The 15,474-nt window shown below is 69.1% G+C and carries 18 protein-coding genes; 9 read left to right on the forward strand and 9 right to left on the reverse strand.

All coding sequences use genetic code 11. From position 1 onward, the window contains the following. Positions 1-143 precede the first annotated feature (143 nt). Both map and sfsA read right to left on the reverse strand, forming a co-directional pair. Positions 144-1,016 carry a type I methionyl aminopeptidase gene (map, locus tag P1J78_RS07815; protein ID WP_275566777.1) on the reverse strand — a complete coding sequence of 291 codons (873 nt, stop codon included), beginning with the start codon at positions 1,014-1,016 and terminating at the stop codon, positions 144-146. Between the two features lie 96 nt (positions 1,017-1,112). Beyond that, positions 1,113-1,817 (reverse strand): DNA/RNA nuclease SfsA, encoded by a 705-nt coding sequence (gene sfsA, locus P1J78_RS07820; RefSeq protein ID WP_275566778.1) that lies wholly within the window; start codon positions 1,815-1,817, stop codon positions 1,113-1,115. A gap of 81 nt (positions 1,818-1,898) precedes the next feature. Here sfsA and P1J78_RS07825 point away from each other — a divergent pair, with 81 nt between their 5' ends. From P1J78_RS07825 to P1J78_RS07840, 4 genes are read left to right on the forward strand one after another with little or no spacing between them, the layout of a single operon-like run. After that, on the forward strand, positions 1,899-2,630 hold the full coding sequence (locus P1J78_RS07825; protein WP_275566779.1) for a competence/damage-inducible protein A: 732 nt from the start codon (positions 1,899-1,901) through the stop codon (positions 2,628-2,630). After that, on the forward strand, positions 2,627-3,346 hold the full coding sequence (locus tag P1J78_RS07830; RefSeq protein ID WP_275566780.1) for a GNAT family N-acetyltransferase: 720 nt from the start codon (positions 2,627-2,629) through the stop codon (positions 3,344-3,346). The genes P1J78_RS07825 and P1J78_RS07830 overlap by 4 nt, the downstream gene beginning before the upstream one ends. A 24-nt stretch (positions 3,347-3,370) precedes the next feature. Then, complete coding sequence (locus tag P1J78_RS07835) at positions 3,371-3,946, forward strand: peroxidase-related enzyme (protein WP_275566781.1); 576 nt, start codon at positions 3,371-3,373, stop codon at positions 3,944-3,946. Then, complete coding sequence (locus P1J78_RS07840; RefSeq protein WP_275566782.1) at positions 3,943-4,881, forward strand: OmpA family protein; 939 nt, start codon at positions 3,943-3,945, stop codon at positions 4,879-4,881. The genes P1J78_RS07835 and P1J78_RS07840 overlap by 4 nt, the downstream gene beginning before the upstream one ends. A gap of 27 nt (positions 4,882-4,908) precedes the next feature. On the opposite strand, the gene P1J78_RS07845 is transcribed toward P1J78_RS07840, so the two are convergent. Continuing rightward, a complete protein-coding gene (locus P1J78_RS07845) occupies positions 4,909-5,814 on the reverse strand; it encodes a LysR family transcriptional regulator (RefSeq protein WP_275566783.1) in 906 nt (301 codons plus the stop codon). Between the two features lie 291 nt (positions 5,815-6,105). On the opposite strand from P1J78_RS07845, the gene P1J78_RS07850 reads away from it, so the two are divergent. Further along, entirely contained in the window at positions 6,106-6,492 is a 387-nt protein-coding gene (locus P1J78_RS07850) for a VanZ family protein (protein WP_275566784.1), read from the forward strand. 3 nt (positions 6,493-6,495) lie between these two features. On the opposite strand, the gene P1J78_RS07855 is transcribed toward P1J78_RS07850, so the two are convergent. The 3 genes from P1J78_RS07855 to P1J78_RS07865 form a co-directional block, all read right to left on the reverse strand. Then, the gene (locus P1J78_RS07855; protein ID WP_275566785.1) at positions 6,496-6,879 is read right to left on the reverse strand and encodes a hypothetical protein; all 384 of its coding nucleotides are present in this window, start codon (positions 6,877-6,879) and stop codon (positions 6,496-6,498) included. 14 nt (positions 6,880-6,893) lie between these two features. After that, positions 6,894-7,658: a DUF6478 family protein gene (locus P1J78_RS07860; protein ID WP_275566786.1), complete on the reverse strand. Its 765-nt coding sequence runs from the start codon at positions 7,656-7,658 to the stop codon at positions 6,894-6,896. An 88-nt stretch (positions 7,659-7,746) separates the two neighbouring features. Continuing rightward, positions 7,747-8,427 carry a hypothetical protein gene (locus P1J78_RS07865; RefSeq protein WP_275566787.1) on the reverse strand — a complete coding sequence of 227 codons (681 nt, stop codon included), beginning with the start codon at positions 8,425-8,427 and terminating at the stop codon, positions 7,747-7,749. Positions 8,428-8,529: 102 nt separating this feature from the next. Here P1J78_RS07865 and P1J78_RS07870 point away from each other — a divergent pair, with 102 nt between their 5' ends. The 3 genes from P1J78_RS07870 to P1J78_RS07880 all read left to right on the forward strand — a co-directional run bounded on the left by P1J78_RS07870 (position 8,530) and on the right by P1J78_RS07880 (position 11,699). Continuing rightward, positions 8,530-9,399, forward strand: coding sequence for a CPBP family intramembrane glutamic endopeptidase (locus P1J78_RS07870; RefSeq protein WP_275566788.1), 870 nt, complete (start codon positions 8,530-8,532; stop codon positions 9,397-9,399). Positions 9,400-9,462: 63 nt separating this feature from the next. After that, a complete protein-coding gene (gene accD / locus P1J78_RS07875; RefSeq protein WP_275566789.1) occupies positions 9,463-10,431 on the forward strand; it encodes an acetyl-CoA carboxylase, carboxyltransferase subunit beta in 969 nt (322 codons plus the stop codon). Beyond that, entirely contained in the window at positions 10,428-11,699 is a 1,272-nt protein-coding gene (locus tag P1J78_RS07880) for a bifunctional folylpolyglutamate synthase/dihydrofolate synthase (RefSeq protein WP_275566790.1), read from the forward strand. The genes accD and P1J78_RS07880 overlap by 4 nt, the downstream gene beginning before the upstream one ends. Positions 11,700-11,852: 153 nt before the next feature. On the opposite strand, the gene thpR is transcribed toward P1J78_RS07880, so the two are convergent. Continuing rightward, positions 11,853-12,392, reverse strand: coding sequence for an RNA 2',3'-cyclic phosphodiesterase (thpR, locus tag P1J78_RS07885; protein WP_275566791.1), 540 nt, complete (start codon positions 12,390-12,392; stop codon positions 11,853-11,855). Then, the gene (zapE, locus tag P1J78_RS07890; protein ID WP_275566792.1) at positions 12,392-13,465 is read right to left on the reverse strand and encodes a cell division protein ZapE; all 1,074 of its coding nucleotides are present in this window, start codon (positions 13,463-13,465) and stop codon (positions 12,392-12,394) included. The genes thpR and zapE overlap by 1 nt, the downstream gene beginning before the upstream one ends. Before the next feature lie 120 nt (positions 13,466-13,585). On the opposite strand from zapE, the gene P1J78_RS07895 reads away from it, so the two are divergent. Beyond that, complete coding sequence (locus P1J78_RS07895; protein ID WP_275566793.1) at positions 13,586-14,839, forward strand: MFS transporter; 1,254 nt, start codon at positions 13,586-13,588, stop codon at positions 14,837-14,839. Between the two features lie 2 nt (positions 14,840-14,841). On the opposite strand, the gene P1J78_RS07900 is transcribed toward P1J78_RS07895, so the two are convergent. Next, positions 14,842-15,468, reverse strand: coding sequence for an HAD family hydrolase (locus P1J78_RS07900; RefSeq protein ID WP_275566794.1), 627 nt, complete (start codon positions 15,466-15,468; stop codon positions 14,842-14,844). Positions 15,469-15,474: the final 6 nt, after the last annotated feature.

Genomic DNA, 15,474 nt, shown 5'->3' on the forward strand with positions numbered 1-15,474 from the left:
GCTGGCCGTTTTCTACGGCCGCAGCCCATCATGTGCACAGGAAAAGGCCGCGGCGTGACGCTCATGAGCGTTGCCAGCCATAGTTCACGGATGACTAGATCCAATAAATTCAGAAGGTTGAGTATGCGTCCAACCTTGGACACCTACTCCCACGTGGGATGAAACAGCCCCTTCGGCGACAGCGTGAACAGCTCGTACCCGTCCGCCGTCACCCCCACCGAATGCTCGAACTGGGCCGACAGGTTCTTGTCCAGCGTCACCGCCGTCCAGTCGTCCGCCAGCACCTTCGTCTCCGGCCGGCCCAGGTTCACCATCGGCTCGATCGTGAAGAACATGCCCTCCTCCAGCACCGGCCCGGTCCCCGGCCGGCCATAATGGAGCACGTTCGGTGGGGCATGAAACACCCGCCCCAGCCCGTGGCCGCAGAAGTCCCGCACCACCGACATCTGGTTCGCCTCGACGAAGCGCTGGATCGCGTGGCCGATATCGCCGAAGGTATTGCCCGGCTTCACCGCCTCGATCCCCTTGAACAGTGCGTCGTGGGTCACGTCGATCAGCCGCTTCGCGAACCCCTTGGGCTTGCCCGCCACGTACATCCGGCTGGTATCCCCGAACCACCCGTCGACGATCACCGTCACGTCGATGTTCAGGATATCGCCGTCTTTCAGCCGGTCGTCGCCCCGCAGCGGATCCTTCCGGGCGGAGTTCGTCTCCTTCTTCCACATCGGCACCGGGCTGCCGGGAATGCCGTGGCAGACCACGTGGTTCACGCTGATGCAGGAGGCGTGCTGATAGCCCTTGTAGCCGATCGTCGCCGAGGTTGCCCCCGCCTCGTCGACCATCCGCGTGATCTCGGCGTCGATCTCGCCGGTGCCGCGCCCGACCTCGATCATCGGCGCGATATCGTCCAGGATCTGCGCGGCCAGCGCCCCCGCCTTGCGCATGCCCTCGAAATCCGCCGCCTCGTGAATGCGGATGCCGTCCTTGGTCAGCCGCCCCCGGCTAGTGTCGTCCACGTCGCGCCTCGTCGCTTGAATACCCGCGCTACATAAGGGAACAGGCTCCGCGACGCCAGACCGGGGCGCCCCATTTCCCGCCCCCCGGCGCCGCGCCTAGTCCAGAACCGCGACCGGCGCGTCGAGCGTCACGCCCTCCGGCGAGATCGCACAGCGGTGGCAGATCACCTCGACCCCGGCCGCCCGCGCCGCGGCGAAAGCGGCCGCGTAGCCCGGGTCGATGTCGCCCGCCACGCCCATCCGCGCCGCGTCCGTCCGCTGCACCAGGAACAGCACCGCCGCCCGGTGCCCCTCGGCCACCATCGCCGCCAGCTCGCCCATGTGCCGCGCCCCGCGCACCGTCTTCGCATCCGGAAACTCGGCCAGCCCCGGCGTGCGGCACAGCGTCACCGACTTCACCTCCACGTAGCAGTCCGGCAGCCCCGCGCCCGACAGCAGGAAGTCCACCCGGCTCTTCGCGCCGTACTTCACCTCGGCCCGCACCTCGGGATAGGCCGCCAGCGCCGGCACCGCCCGCGCCTCCAGCGCCGCTTTCAGCATCCGGTTGGGCAGCGCCGTATCGATGCCGGTGAAATGCCCGTCCGTATGCTCGACCAGCCGCCAGCCGTATTTCAGCTTCTTGCGCGGGTCGTCGTTCGGCTCCAGCCAGGCCCGCAGCCCCGGCTCCGCCAGCCCCATCATCGAGCCGGGGTTCGGGCAGTGCGCCACCACCTCCTGCCCGTCCTCCAGCCGCATGTCGGCGAGGAACCTCTTGTAGCGGCGGATCAGGCGGGCGGGCACGAGCGGGCGGTCGAACTGCATGGCGCACCGCCTTACACGGGGCGGAAAATTCTTCTACAAGAATTTTGCCCCGCCCGGGGACGCGCCAGAGAGGAGACCGGAATGCCCAACCCCACCGCCGCCATGCTCGTGATCGGCGACGAGATCCTGTCCGGCCGCACCCGCGACGCCAACATGTACCACCTCGCCGGCAAGCTGACCGAGGCCGGCATCGACCTGAAGGAAGTGCGGGTCGTGTCGGACGACCACGCGGCCATCGTGGCGGCGGTGAACGCGCTGCGCGGGGCATACGGGACCGTCTTCACCTCCGGCGGCATCGGGCCCACGCATGACGACATCACCGCCGACGCGGTGGCCGATGCCTTCGGGGTGGGCATCGACGTGCGCGAGGACGCCCGCGCGGTGATGGAGGCGCATTACCGACGGCAGGGCACCGAGATGAACGCGGCGCGGCTGCGGATGGCGCGAATCCCGGACGGCGCGGCGCTGATCGACAACCCGGTGTCGGCCGCGCCGGGCTTTAGCCTGCGCAACGTCCACGTGATGGCCGGGGTGCCCGCGATCTTCGAGGCGATGGTGGAAAGCGTTCTGCCCACGCTGACCGGCGGCGCGCCGGTGCTGTCCCGCACCGTCCGGGTCGAGCGCGCCGAAGGCGACGTCGCCGGGCCGCTGGGCGCGTTCGTCCGGGCGCATCCCGAGCTGTCCTTCGGGTCGTACCCCTTCAACCGCGACGGGGTCTACGGCGTGAACATCGTCGTCCGGGGGCAGGACGCCGCCGCGCTCGATGCCGTGGCCGATGCGCTCGTGGCCGAGCTGGGAGGGGTCGCCGCGTGACGCTGCCGGACGCGCGGCAGCTGTCCCGGGCGGTCGAGGCGACATGGCCCGCCGCGCGCCGGGTCCGGGCCGGACCCTGGACGATCCGCGACGGGCAGGGCGGCGGGCAACGTGTGTCCGCCGCAACGGCCGAGGCGCCGGTGAGCGCCGCCGATATCGCCCTGGCCGAGGCCGAGATGCAGCGGCTCGGCCAGCCGTGCCTGTTTCTGGTGCGCGAGGGCGAGGACAGGCTCGACCGCCTGCTGGAAGAGGCCGGCTATCGCCTGCACGATCCGGTCGCGCTTTACGCCATGCCAGTCGCCGCGCTGACCGATGCGCCCGTGCCGCCGGTCTCTGCCTTCACCATCTGGCCACCGCTGGCGATCATGCGCGATCTCTGGGCCGCGGGCGGAGTCGGGCCGGCGCGGCAGGCGGTGATGACTCGCGTAAGCGGCGACAAGACCGGCGTTCTCGCCCGCACCGACGACGCGCCGGCGGGTGCCGCCTTTGTCGCCTGTGACGGCAAAACCGCAATGATTCACGCGATCCACGTGCAGCCCGACCTGCGGCGGCGGGGCGTGGCCACCAATATCATGCGGGCGGCCGCGCATTGGGCACAAGATCGGGGAGCGGATACGCTGTCTCTGGCGGTCACCCGCGCAAACGACGCCGCAAATCGTTTGTATTCTTCCATTGGCATGCAGGTTGTCGGATACTATCACTACCGCTTAAAATAAGGCCGAAACGGCCATGGAGCAGTTGTGACCGACCCCAAGACGCCGCCGACCGCGCTCGACCTGCCGATGGTCGATCCGTTGCCCGACGCAACGCAGAAGTATTTCGACATCTGTCAGGAGAAGCTGGGCCTGGTGCCCAATGTCCTGCGGGCCTACGCCTTCGATATCGACAAGCTCAACGCCTTCACGGCGATGTACAACGACCTGATGCTGGGCGACAGCGAGCTGTCGAAGCTGGAACGCGAGATGATCGCGGTCGCCGTCAGCTCGATCAATCGCTGCTGGTACTGCCTCGTGGCGCATGGCGCCGCGGTGCGCGAGCTGTCGGGCGATCCGGTGCTGGGCGAGCGCATGGCGTTCAACTGGCGCACGGCCGAGCTGGACGCGCGGCAGCGCGCGATGCTGGCCTTTGCCGAGAAGGTGACGACGGCCAGCTACACGATCGAGGAGCCGGACCGCGCGGCGCTGCGGGAGGCCGGGTTCTCCGACCGCGACATCTTCGACATCGCCAGCGTCGCCGCCTTCTTCAACATGACGAACCGGGTGGCCTCTGCCGTGGCGATGGCGCCGAATCCGGAGTATCACGCGGCGGCGCGATGAGCTGGGCGGTGGCGATATCCGCGCTGGCGCTGGGCGCCGCGGCCCCGGCCTGGGCCGAGACGCTGCGCTTTCCGGCCGCGGCCGAGCAGACGGCGCATCGCGTCGTGGCGGATGACAGCCATTTCCTGCCCACCGGGCCGCATGTCGACGGGTCGATCGACGGTCTCGTCGCCGAGGGCCGGGTGGAGACGACCGCCTGGGTCGTGGGCGACGGCGACCTGACGACGATGCAGCTGATGGGCCCCTTGCGCGACCAGCTGATCGACGCGGGGTTCCGGCCGGTCTTCGAATGCGAGACGCAAGGATGCGGGGGCTTCGACTTCCGGTACGAGATCGACGTGCTGCCGGAGCCGGACATGCATGTGAACCTGGGCGATTTCCGCTATTTCGCCGGCAAGCGCGGCGACGGGGCCGAATTCGTGAGCCTCGTGGTCAGCCGCAGCAGCAATACCGGCTTTGTCCAGATCACCCGGATCGGCGCCCCCGAGGTCACCACGGCCTTCACCGCGTCGACCAAGACGCCCGCGCCCGACGCGCCGGTCGTGCCGGCGCCGGACGGGCCGGTCGCCGCGCTTCTGGAGAGCGAAGGCCACGCCACGCTGGACGACCTGGCGTTCCGCAGCGGGGCGTCGGAGCTGGGCGGCGGCAATTTCGAGTCGCTCAAGAGCCTGGCCGACTACCTGAAGGCCAATCCGGACCGTCGCGTCATGCTCGTGGGCCATACCGATGCCGAAGGCCCGCTGAGCGCCAATGTCGATCTGTCCCGCCGCCGCGCCGCCGCGGTGATGGAACGTCTGATCCAGCAATACGACATCCCGCCCGACCAGGTCGCCTCCGACGGGGTCGGGTTCCTCGCGCCGCGGGCCAGCAACCTGACGCCCGAGGGACGCACCGAAAACAGAAGGGTCGAGGTGATTCTCACCTCGACCCAGTAAAGTGCACCTGGAGGGATTTGTGCTACTCTACCAGTTGTCGGGGCCCTTGTCTGCAAAATGGTGTACAAGGAAGTCGATAAATGCGCGCACCTTCGGCTGGGTGAACCGCCCCGGCGGGTAAACCGCGTAGATCCCTTGCGTTTCGTGCGGCAGATCCGGGATCGCCTCTTCCACGAGACCCTTTTCCAGCGCGTCCGCGTAAAGGAAGCTGGGCAGATAGGCGATGCCCAGCCCCGAGATCGCCGCGTTCAGCAGGGACTGGCCGTCATTCACGCTCAGCCAGCCGGCGGTGCGCACCTGTCGCTTCTCGCCCGAGGGCGCGGTCAGACGCCAGACATTGCCGCTTGACTGGCTGGAATAGTGCAAGAGCTTGTGCTCGTTCAGGTCGTCGATCTTCTGCGGCCGGCCGTATTTCTGGAAATAGGACGGCGAGCCGATCATCCGCTTCGTCGTCTCGGTCAGCTTGCGGGCGCGCAGCGTGCTGTCCTCCAGCTCGCCGATCCGCACCGCCATGTCGAACCCTTCCGAGATCAGCTCCACGTAGCGGTTGTTCAGCACCATGTTCACGGTGACGTCCGGGAAGTCCGACAGGAACTCTCCCAGCACCGGCGACAGGTGGTTGACGCCGAAATCCGTGGCCACGCTGATCCGCAACAGGCCCGAGGGCGCGGATTGCATCGAGGTTACCAGCGCGTCGGCCTCGCCCGCGTCGTTCAGCACCCGGCGGGCGCGGTCGTAATAGGCCAGGCCGATCTCCGTCGGGCTGACCCGGCGCGTCGTGCGATTCAGCAACCGGGCCCCCAAGCGGGCCTCCAGCGAGGAGACATGCTTGGACACGGCGGATTTGGAGATTCCCATCTTCTTGGCAGCGTCGGTGAATCCCCCCTGGTCCACGACCGTGGCGAAGGCCTCCATTTCCGTCAATCGGTCCATAACGTACCCGTTCTCTCTTCGCCCCTCGGTGCAGAGGTATGGCGGCGAAATCGGGCAGGACTTTGATCGAGGGCCGACAATATCTGGGTTTTCGCCCGTATCGTCGTGGTCGGGGAAACGCCCGGCCCCGCATCGCGAAACGGCCGGCGCGGCCTGCCCCTATTGGCCATGGAACGCGGTCGCCGGGCGCGCCGCGCGCCGGGGCCCGTTTCGCCGCCCCCGCTCCCCTGCGCCAAAAATCCGCCGCAATGCGCCGGCACCCTGGGCGGCGACCGAGGACAGGAGTTCCAAATGTTCGGCAGCCGGATCATCGAACTGGCCAAGTCGTTCCTGATCAGCATCGCGATCTATCCCGTCGTGCTGGTCGGGGTCTGGGGCCTCGTGGCGCTGGGCACGGTCGCCGCCGACATGCACATGCCCGCCGACACGATGCCGCTGATCTACGGGCTTGTCTTTGCGGTGCTCACCGTGGCGCTGATCGACCTTCTCGGCGTCGCCAGCGTCGTGCTGGCGCTTGTCGCCAGTGCCAATCTCATCGAATACGCGCAGCTTCTGGTGCCGGGGCGCAGCCCGTCGGCCGTGGATTTCGTCGCCAGCCTCGTCGGCGTCGTCGTCGCCGCCACGCTGGTTTGGGTCGCGCGGGCGCTGGTCGAGCGGCACGCGGCGCCCGACCACTGAGAACTACATCGTCTCGACGCAGTGCCGGCGGAACGCGCGCTTGAGCAGATCCAGCTCGGCGCGCAGCAGGTCGACCTCGCCGCGGATGTCGTCGCTGAGCGGTTCGCCGGTGACGATGGTGAAGCTGTCGAGCGTCTCGCCGCTGTCGGCCGCGGTGATCAGGAACGTCTGGACCCCGTCGGACAGAAGCTCGGGCGGGATCGCGATGCGCACGCCCCAGGTGCCGGGGGCGGAGGGATCGGGCGTGACCGTCACCGTGTCCACCGGCTTGCCCAGATGCGTGACCTCAATCTCCGGCGCCTCGACGACCGTGGCGCCGCGCGCCGTCAGCACGCCCTCCCAGATACCGCCCTGGATCCGGGTCTTGACCAGCGAAAGCTCCGTCATCTCCGCCCGCTCCTTCAGATTTCCGACCGCGGCCGCCGCGTCAGCGCCACGTCGCGCAGGATGATCTGGTTCATCTCGGCCCCTTCGAAGATCAGGTCGAGCCACATCCGCTCCACCCGCTTCTCGTTCATCTTGGTATAGGCCAGGTCGAATTCCACCATCGTCTCCTCGTCGTCGCCCATCGGCAACTCGCGCACGATCTGCTCCACGTTGGGGCCGTTCTTGATGTTCAGCCGCGCGAAGATCTCCAGCGGCTTCTCGACCTCGACCACCGTCGTCAGGCGGATCAGGTGCCGCCGCTCCAGCCCGCGGGCGGCGGTGTCGGGCAGCTCGATGACCAGCGACAGGAAGGAGCCGTCGAAGCGGAAGACGTCCATCTTCAGGCCGAAGGGGGCGAGATCGGATTCGCGGGTGTTCCGGATCTGCCGCAGGGTCAGCTCGGTCACCCGGCAGTCGTGGAACACCTTTACCTCGTCGCCATACTCGGTCTTCGACTCGACGGCGACCATGCCGCGGGGTTCGAGCGGGCCGCGCCACAGCTCCGGCCGGTAGGCCCAGTCGCAGTTCAACGGCTTCTGGATGGCGTTGATGCCGATGGCCGGAAGGGTCAGCCGTTCCTCGGCGATATACAGGGCCTTGTTCAGCCGCCGCCGCACCTCGCGCGCGCGGGCGCGCAGGGCGCGCAGGTTCTCCAAATCGAGCGTCTGCGCCTCGCGCGCCGCCCGACCCCAGCGGCGCAGCACGCGCCGGTGCAGAAGAGTGTCGGTGATCCTGCCCATGGTCCGCGGCACTAACCCAAAACGATTAACGGCATACTGATCCTGCTGCCGAAATAGAAACCAATAGTCCCGGACAGGGAAGCCCCGATCACCCTGCCTCCTCTTGCGTCGGCGCGGGCGCGTGCCGTGCCGCCGTTTCTTGCCGGATGCGCGCGACCATGCCGCGCAGCGTGGCGAGGGCCAGGTCGCTGCCCATCGGCTGGTCGGCAAAGCTCATCACCGAGACCGTCACCAGCCGCCCGTTCGCCTCGAACAGGCCGCGCCAGTAGGTCGGGTCGGTTCCCGGGACGACATTCGCGCTGGTATCCCGCAGGTGGATGATCAGCGCCGCGCCGTCGCGCCGGGTCGACAGGACTTCCACCGATTCCGGCCGCCCGTCGCGCGCGAGTGCCGCGCGGCCGGGGGCGGAGGAAAGGAAGCTTTCCAGCTGCGGCACGGTCTCGGCGAAACCGGGCCCTTCGCCCGGGGCCGACACGGTGGCGGTCAGGACGCCGGGCTGCCGCGGCGCGTCGGCGCCCGCGTCGCGCGCGATCGACGCGCAGGAGCCGAGCAGGACGAACGGGCTTTCGCCGGTCAGGCGGCTGCCCGGCCGGTCGATGCAGTAGCCCTGCGGCCCGCCGATGACCACGTCGCCGCCGGCGACGGCCACGGTCTCCGGCGGCCGGCTCAACCCGAAGCCGCCGCAGGCCGCCAGGCCGAGCACGGCCAGGCCGGCGACGGCGGCGCGGGCCCGGTTGCGGGGCGGCGGGGCGTGTCCGGTGCGGGGCATCGTGACTCCCATCAACAGCGTGGCGTCGGGAATAGGCGAGCCGGACGGCCGAGGCAAGCAAAGCGGTTTGCCCGCCGCGCGCGAAGGCGCTAGCACGCCGACATGACCCCGCGCTATCCCGATCCGCTGGAAAGCTTCGTCCACCCGGCCCGCGCCGCGCCGGAACCCTGGCGGCTGGCGCTTGGCTGCCTGCTCTGCACCGTGATCTACGTGATCGGGCTGAACCTGTACCTCGTGCTCGTCACCGGCCTGCCCGGGGCGCCGAGCATCCTGGCGGTCACCCGGGCGCAGACGCCCGGCGCGGCGCTGTGGCTGCTGGGCTCTTTCGCGGCGATGGCGCTGGGCCCCTGGGTCGCCGCCCCGCTGCTGCATGCGCGCCCGCCGGTCACGCTGTTCGGCCATACCGGCCGCGAGGTTCGCGATTTCGCCACCGCGGCGGCCGCCGTCGGCGGCGTGCAGGTGCTCTCGGTCCTCGTCTGGTCGCTGTTCAACGACGCGGTTCCGGGGGTCGGCTTCGGCCTCTGGCTGACGTTCCTGCCGCTCTCCGTCGCGGTGCTGGCGCTGCAGGCCGGGGCGGAGGAGATCCTGTTCCGCGGCTACCTCCTGCAGCAACTGGCGGCGCGGTTCCGCTCGCCGCTGGTCTGGGCGGTGCTGCCATCTCTGCTGTTCGGGCTGCTGCACTACGATCCCGCGATGGGCGACAGCGCCTGGCAGATCGTCCTCGCGACGCTGATCTTCGGGCTCATCGCCGCCGATCTCACCGCCGCCACGGGCAGCCTGGCCGCCGCCTGGGGGATGCACTTTGCCAACAACGCCACCGCGCTTCTGCTTCTGGCGACCGAAGGCACCGTGCCGGGCCTTGCGCTCTACCGCACGCCCTATGTCGCCAGCGAAGCGGGCGGGCTGATCGTCTGGGACGTCGTCGTGCTGCTGATCGGCTGGGGCCTGGCCCGGCGGGCGCTGCTGCGCTGATTGCATTCCGCGGCCCCGCCGACTATCTGACCCCCAACACTCCGAACAGCCGCAGGGCGCGCGATGAACTGGATTTCCAACTACGTCCGACCGAAGATCAATTCGCTGTTCTCGCGGCGGGAAACGCCCGAGAACCTGTGGACGAAGTGCCCGGAATGCGGCTCGATGCTGTTTCACCGCGAGGTGTCGGAGAATCTGAACGTCTGCACCAGCTGCGACCACCACATGGCGATCGCCCCGCGGGCGCGGTTCGCCGCGCTGTTCGACGGCGGCGTCTTCTCCACCGTGCCTGTGCCCGAACCGGTGGCCGACCCGCTGCATTTCCGCGACCAGAAACGCTATCCGGAGCGGATGCGCGCGGCCCAGCGCGAGACCGGCGAGCACGAGGCGATGCTGGTCGCGCAGGGCGAGATCGGGCGAACCCCGGTGGTCTGCGCGGCGCAGGACTTCAGCTTCATGGGCGGCTCGATGGGCATGTATGTGGGCAACGCGATCATCGCCGCCGCCGAACGCGCGGTGGAGTCCCAGTCGCCGCTGATCCTGTTCTCCGCCGCCGGCGGCGCGCGGATGCAGGAGGGCATTCTCAGCCTGATGCAGATGCCGCGCACCACCGTCGCGGTCGAGATGCTGAAGGAGGCCGGGCTGCCCTATATCGTGGTGCTGACCCATCCCACGACCGGCGGCGTCACCGCCTCCTACGCGATGCTGGGCGACATTCACATCGCCGAGCCCAACGCGCTGATCTGCTTCGCCGGCCCCCGCGTCATCGAACAGACCATCCGCGAGAAGCTGCCCGAGGGCTTCCAGCGGGCCGAGTACCTGCTGGACCACGGGATGCTGGACCGGGTCACGCATCGCAAGGACATGCGGGACGAGCTGATCGCCATCGTTCGGATGCTCATGCGGCTGGGCCCGGCGGTGCGCGGCGACCTGCCCGCCCCGGACCCCGTCGAGGCCCTCGCGAAGCCGGCGGCGCCCGAGGCCCCGGACACCAGGGCGTCAGAGCCCGCCGAGGAGGCGAAGCCGGAGTGAGCGCCGACAGCTCCGACGTCATCCTGGACCGGATGATGTCGCTCCACCCCAAGATCATCGACCTCACGCTCGACCGCGTCTGGCGGCTCCTGCACGCGCTGGGCGACCCGCAGGACCGGCTGCCGCCCGTCATTCACATTGCGGGGACCAACGGAAAGGGATCGGTGCAGGCGATGCTGCGCGCCGGGATCGAGGGGGCGGGCCGTCGCGCCCATGCCTATACCTCGCCGCATCTCGTGCGGTTTCACGAGCGCATCCGCCTGGCCGGAGACCTCATCGACGAATCCGCGCTGACGGCCGTGCTCGACGAGTGCGAGGCCGCCAATGGCGGGGCCGACATCACCTATTTCGAGATCACCACCTGCGCCGCGCTGCTCGCCTTCTCGCGCGCGGCGGCGGATTACACGTTGCTGGAGGTCGGCCTCGGCGGCCGGCTGGACGCCACCAATGTGGTCGACCCGGTGCTGACGATCATCACGCCCGTCTCCATGGATCACCAGGGCTATCTCGGCGAGACGCTGGAGGAGATCGCCGCCGAGAAGGCCGGCATCCTGAAACCCGGCGTGCCCTGCATCGTCGGCCGGCAGGACGACGCCGCGCTGGAGGTGATCGAGCGGCAGGCCGCCCGCCTCGGCGCACCGCTTCTGGTCCAGGGGCAGGACTGGCACGTCATGCCCGAGGAGGGCCGGCTGGTCTATCAGGACGAAGCGGGCCTACTCGACCTGCCCCTGCCGCGGCTCATGGGGCATCACCAGTTCGACAATGCCGGCATCGCCTTGGCCGCCATGCGGCAACTCGGCCTGCCGGAGACAGCGCACGACGCCGCGATGCAGCGCGTGGCGTGGCCCGCGCGGATGCAGTACCTCACCCGCGGTCCCCTGCCCGAGGCGGCGCCCCGGGCCGAGCTGTGGCTGGACGGCGGCCACAACCCCGCCGCCGGGGCCAGCCTCGCCCGCACGCTCGGGGACATGCCGCCGAAGCCGCTGCATCTGATCTGCGGCATGCTGAACACCAAGGATCCGGTCGGCTACCTCACGCCGCTCGCGCCGCTGGCCCAGTCGCTGCACGCGGTCAGCATCGACGGTGTCACCGCCACCCTGTCCGCCGCCGAAACCGCCGCCGCCGCGCGCGAGGCCGGGATGCAGGCGACGGAGGCCGCCACCGTCCTCGATGCCGTGCGGGCCATCGCGGCGTCCGACCCGGACGCGCGGATCCTCGTCTGCGGCTCGCTCTACCTCGCGGGGACGGTCCTGGCCGAGAACGGCTGAGTCCGCTCCAAGCCGTACCGACCCCCGCTTCTTCTTCTCGTTGAAAATACGCCAGGGGGGTCGTCCATTGTGCGCCATTGGTGCAAGCACAATGGACGACGGGGACAGCGTCCCCCCAGCGGATCGGACCGCGCCAGCGGTCCGAAACACCCCTCACAACGGGTATTCCGCCAGCGCCTCGTGCACCGCGCCGCCCTTGCCCAGGATCGACCGGTACAGCACGAATTCCGTCACCTCGAAGGGCGGCGAGGGAAACGTCTCCCAGATCTCCAAAAACCGCCGCAGCTTTTCCAGCTCGTCCGGCTCCATCCGCTCGTCGAACCGCGCCAGTGTCACATGCGGCCGGAACCGTTCCCGCGACAGCTCGATCCCGGCCACCCGCGCCGCCGAGCGTACCTTGCCGCGCAGCTCCTTCAGCGCCGGTTCAGGCTCTACTCCGGCCCAAAGCACCCGTGGCTCGTGCTTGCCGAAGGTCCCCAGCCCGCGCATCTGCAGGGCGAACCGCGGCAGCTTCACTCGCTCCAGCTCGTGGTGCAGTTCTTCCAGCACGTCGCCCGGCTGGTCGTCCAGGAAGGCGAGCGTCAGATGGAACTGCTCGGGATCGGTCGGGCGCCCCACCGGCAGCCGCTCCTGCACGGTTTCCAGCGCCTCCTGCACGGCGAAGGGAAGGTCGACGGCGACGAAGGCCCGCATCACGGCCCCCAATCGGCCGACTGCATCTCGCGCAGGCGGCTGGCGGTGCGTTCGAATTCGAAACTGCCCTCGCCCTCGATATAGAGCCGCTCCGGCACGTCCGCCGCGCTGGCGATCAGCTTGACGCGCGCCTCGTAGAGCGCGTCGATCAGGGTGACGAAGCGCTTGGCCTCGTTGAAATTGGAACGGGACAATCGCGGGATGTCCTCCAGGATCAGCACCCGGACCGCCTCGGCCACCGCCAGATAGTCCGCCGGCCCCAGCATCCGGCCGCATAACTCCCAGAATTCACACCGCGCCACACCGTTCTGATACCCCGGAAGCACCACGTCGCGCCCCTTCACGCGCAGCGTCAGCGGCGCCCAGTCGCCGCCGGTCAAATCGTTCCAAAGCCGGTCGATCTCCGCCCGCGCCTCGGCGTTCGCGGGCGTAAAATAGGCATTGGAACGGGACAAACGGTCCTGGCGGTAGTCGGTGGGCGACTGCAGGTGGTGCACCACCATCCGCTCCTTGATCAGCTCGATGAACGGCAGGAACAGCGCCCGGTTCAGCCCGTCCTTGTACAGCTCGTCCGGCACCCGGTTCGACGTGGTCACCACCACGACGCCCGCGTCGAACAACGTCTCGAACAGCCGCCCAACGATCATCGCGTCGGTGATGTCCGAGATCTGCATCTCGTCGAAGCACAGAAGCCGCGCCGAGTCCGCGACCTTCTCGGCCACCGGCTTTAGCGCGTCGTCGACGTCCCGCTGCCGGGCCTCGTGCATGCCGGAATGGATTTCCTGCATGAAGGCATGGAAATGCACCCGCCGCTTCGCCTCGATCGGGACCGTGCCGTAGAACAGGTCCATCAGCATCGACTTGCCGCGCCCGACGCCGCCCCACAGGTACAGCCCCCTGGGCGGCTCGGGCGTCTTGGAAAACAGCCCGCGCAGGCCCTTTTTCTCCGGAACAGTCTCGAAATGCGCCCGGATCTCCTCCAGCACCGGCAGTATCGCGTGCTGCGCCGGGTCGGCGGCCAGCTCGCCCGCCGCGACGCGGGCCTCGTATATGTCCTGCACACGCTCGGCCATCTCCTCCCGGATAACTTCCGCGCGCGGATAAGGAAAGCTGATGCTGCGCCTCACGGTTTTGAATTTGACGCCGGCGAGCATCCGGGGCAACTCTCGCCGCCCGACAGCCGGAGACCTCCGATGCCCCAGTCCGCGCGCCTCGTCACCCCGATCCTGATCGGCGGATGCCTGATCATCCTGGTCAACTTCGCCATCCGGGCGAGCTTTGGCGTGTTCCAGATTCCCGTGGCGGAGGAATTCGGCTGGCTCAGAGCCGATTTTTCCATGGCCATCGCCATCCAGAACCTCGCCTGGGGCATCGGCCAGCCGCTGTTCGGCGCCTTCGCGGAGCGGTTCGGCGACCGCCGCGCGCTGATCCTCGGCGCGCTGGTCTATGCCCTTGGCCTGACGCTCTCCGCCTTCGCCGTGACGCCGGCGCAGCACTGGGCGCTGGAGGTGCTGGTGGGCTTCGGCATCGCCGGCACCGGCTTCGGCGTGCTGCTGGCGGTGGTCGGCCGCGCCGCGAGCGACGCCAACCGGTCGATGGCGCTGGCCATCGTCACCGCCGCCGGCTCGGCGGGGCAGGTCGTCGGCGCTCCCATCGCCGAGGCGCTGATGACCGTGGTGCCCTGGCAGACGGTTTTCCTGATCTTCGCCGCCGCGATCCTCGCGGTGCTCTTCGCCCTGCCGATGCTGCGCGGCGCGCCGCAGGCCTCGGCCACGGGCCTCGATGAGCCGCTGGGCGAGGTGCTGGGTCGGGCGCTGCGCGACCCGAGCTATACGCTGATCTTCCTGGGCTTTTTCTCCTGCGGCTACCAGCTGGGCTTCATCACCGCGCATTTCCCGGCGATGGTGACCGAGATGTGCGGCGCGATCGACCCCTCGGGCACGCTCGCCTCGGTCGGCGTCGCCACCACCTCGGCGCTGGGCGCCGTGGCGATCTCGGTGATCGGGCTGGCGAATATCGGCGGGACACTCGCCGCCGGCTGGCTCGGCAACCGTATCCCGCGCAAGTACCTGCTGACCGGGATCTACACCGCCCGGACCCTTGCCGCGGCGACGTTCATCCTGCTGCCGATCACGCCGGCCTCGGTCATCGTCTTCTCGGTCGTGATGGGCTCGCTCTGGCTCGCCACCGTCCCGCTGACCAGCGGCCTCGTGGCGCATATCTACGGGCTGCGCTACATGGGCACGCTCTATGGGCTGGTGTTCTTCAGCCACCAGCTTGGCTCGTTCCTGGGCGTCTGGCTGGGCGGGCGGATGTACGACGCCTTCGGCGACTACACCGCCGTCTGGTGGGTCGGCGTCGGCATCGGTGCGTTCAGCGCCATCGTCCACCTGCCGGTGCGGGAAGAGCCGCTGGCCCTGCGGCGCCCGGCCCTCGCGGCGGAATAGGGTCAGACGGCGGCCGCGTCTTCGGGCAGCAGCCGCTCCGCCACCAGCCGCCGGGCCAGCCCCTTTGGCCCCTCGAACAGGTGCCCCTGCCAGCCGCGGGCGCGGGCCGCCTCGATGTTCTCGGGCCTGTCGTCGGTGAAGAACAGCCGCTCCGGCGCGACGCCGGTTTCTGTCTCTAAACGGGCATAGATCTCCGGATCCGGCTTGATCGCACGCAGCGTGGCCGAGACGAAGCGATCGTCGAACTCGGTCAGCGCGGGATAGGCCGCGTCGGCCATCGCCAGCGTGCGCTCCCCGAAATTCGTCAGCGCGTAGACCGGCACCCCGCGCGACCGCAGCGCCCGGAGCAACCGCACCGATCCCGGGATCAGCGAATGCGCCATCTGCAGCCAGTCCGAGTGCCACAGCCGGATCAGATCGGCATGGGCCGGATGCGCCGCGGCGTATTCCTCGACCAGCGCGGCGATGTCCTCGCCCTTGTCCGAACGCAGGTTCATCCCTTCCAGGTCCACGGCCGCGAACAGCGCCTCACGCGCCGCACGGCCGATCCGGCGGTCATAGTACCCTTCGGGATCCCAGTTCAGCAGCACCCGGCCGATGTCGAAGACGACCGCGTCGATTGTCGCCATTCCGGG

Origin of the sequence: Psychromarinibacter sediminicola (genome assembly GCF_029168335.1) — a bacterium.
In the GTDB taxonomy this organism is placed as follows: Bacteria; Pseudomonadota; Alphaproteobacteria; order Rhodobacterales; family Rhodobacteraceae; genus Psychromarinibacter; species Psychromarinibacter sediminicola.

Excerpts from the sequence above, each read along its gene's own strand:
- sfsA (WP_275566778.1), bottom strand. The coding sequence starts at position 1,817 with ATGCAGTTCGACCGCCCGCTCGTGCCCGCCCGCCTGATCCGCCGCTAC.
- P1J78_RS07825 (WP_275566779.1), top strand. The coding sequence starts at position 1,899 with ATGCCCAACCCCACCGCCGCCATGCTCGTGATCGGCGACGAGATCCTG.
- P1J78_RS07840 (WP_275566782.1), top strand. The coding sequence starts at position 3,943 with ATGAGCTGGGCGGTGGCGATATCCGCGCTGGCGCTGGGCGCCGCGGCC.
- P1J78_RS07845 (WP_275566783.1), bottom strand. The coding sequence starts at position 5,814 with ATGGACCGATTGACGGAAATGGAGGCCTTCGCCACGGTCGTGGACCAG.
- P1J78_RS07850 (WP_275566784.1), top strand. The coding sequence starts at position 6,106 with ATGTTCGGCAGCCGGATCATCGAACTGGCCAAGTCGTTCCTGATCAGC.
- P1J78_RS07855 (WP_275566785.1), bottom strand. The coding sequence starts at position 6,879 with ATGACGGAGCTTTCGCTGGTCAAGACCCGGATCCAGGGCGGTATCTGG.
- P1J78_RS07860 (WP_275566786.1), bottom strand. The coding sequence starts at position 7,658 with ATGGGCAGGATCACCGACACTCTTCTGCACCGGCGCGTGCTGCGCCGC.
- P1J78_RS07865 (WP_275566787.1), bottom strand. The coding sequence starts at position 8,427 with ATGCCCCGCACCGGACACGCCCCGCCGCCCCGCAACCGGGCCCGCGCC.
- P1J78_RS07870 (WP_275566788.1), top strand. The coding sequence starts at position 8,530 with ATGACCCCGCGCTATCCCGATCCGCTGGAAAGCTTCGTCCACCCGGCC.
- accD (WP_275566789.1), top strand. The coding sequence starts at position 9,463 with ATGAACTGGATTTCCAACTACGTCCGACCGAAGATCAATTCGCTGTTC.
- thpR (WP_275566791.1), bottom strand. The coding sequence starts at position 12,392 with ATGCGGGCCTTCGTCGCCGTCGACCTTCCCTTCGCCGTGCAGGAGGCG.
- zapE (WP_275566792.1), bottom strand. The coding sequence starts at position 13,465 with ATGGCCGAGCGTGTGCAGGACATATACGAGGCCCGCGTCGCGGCGGGC.
- P1J78_RS07895 (WP_275566793.1), top strand. The coding sequence starts at position 13,586 with ATGCCCCAGTCCGCGCGCCTCGTCACCCCGATCCTGATCGGCGGATGC.
- P1J78_RS07900 (WP_275566794.1), bottom strand. The coding sequence starts at position 15,468 with ATGGCGACAATCGACGCGGTCGTCTTCGACATCGGCCGGGTGCTGCTG.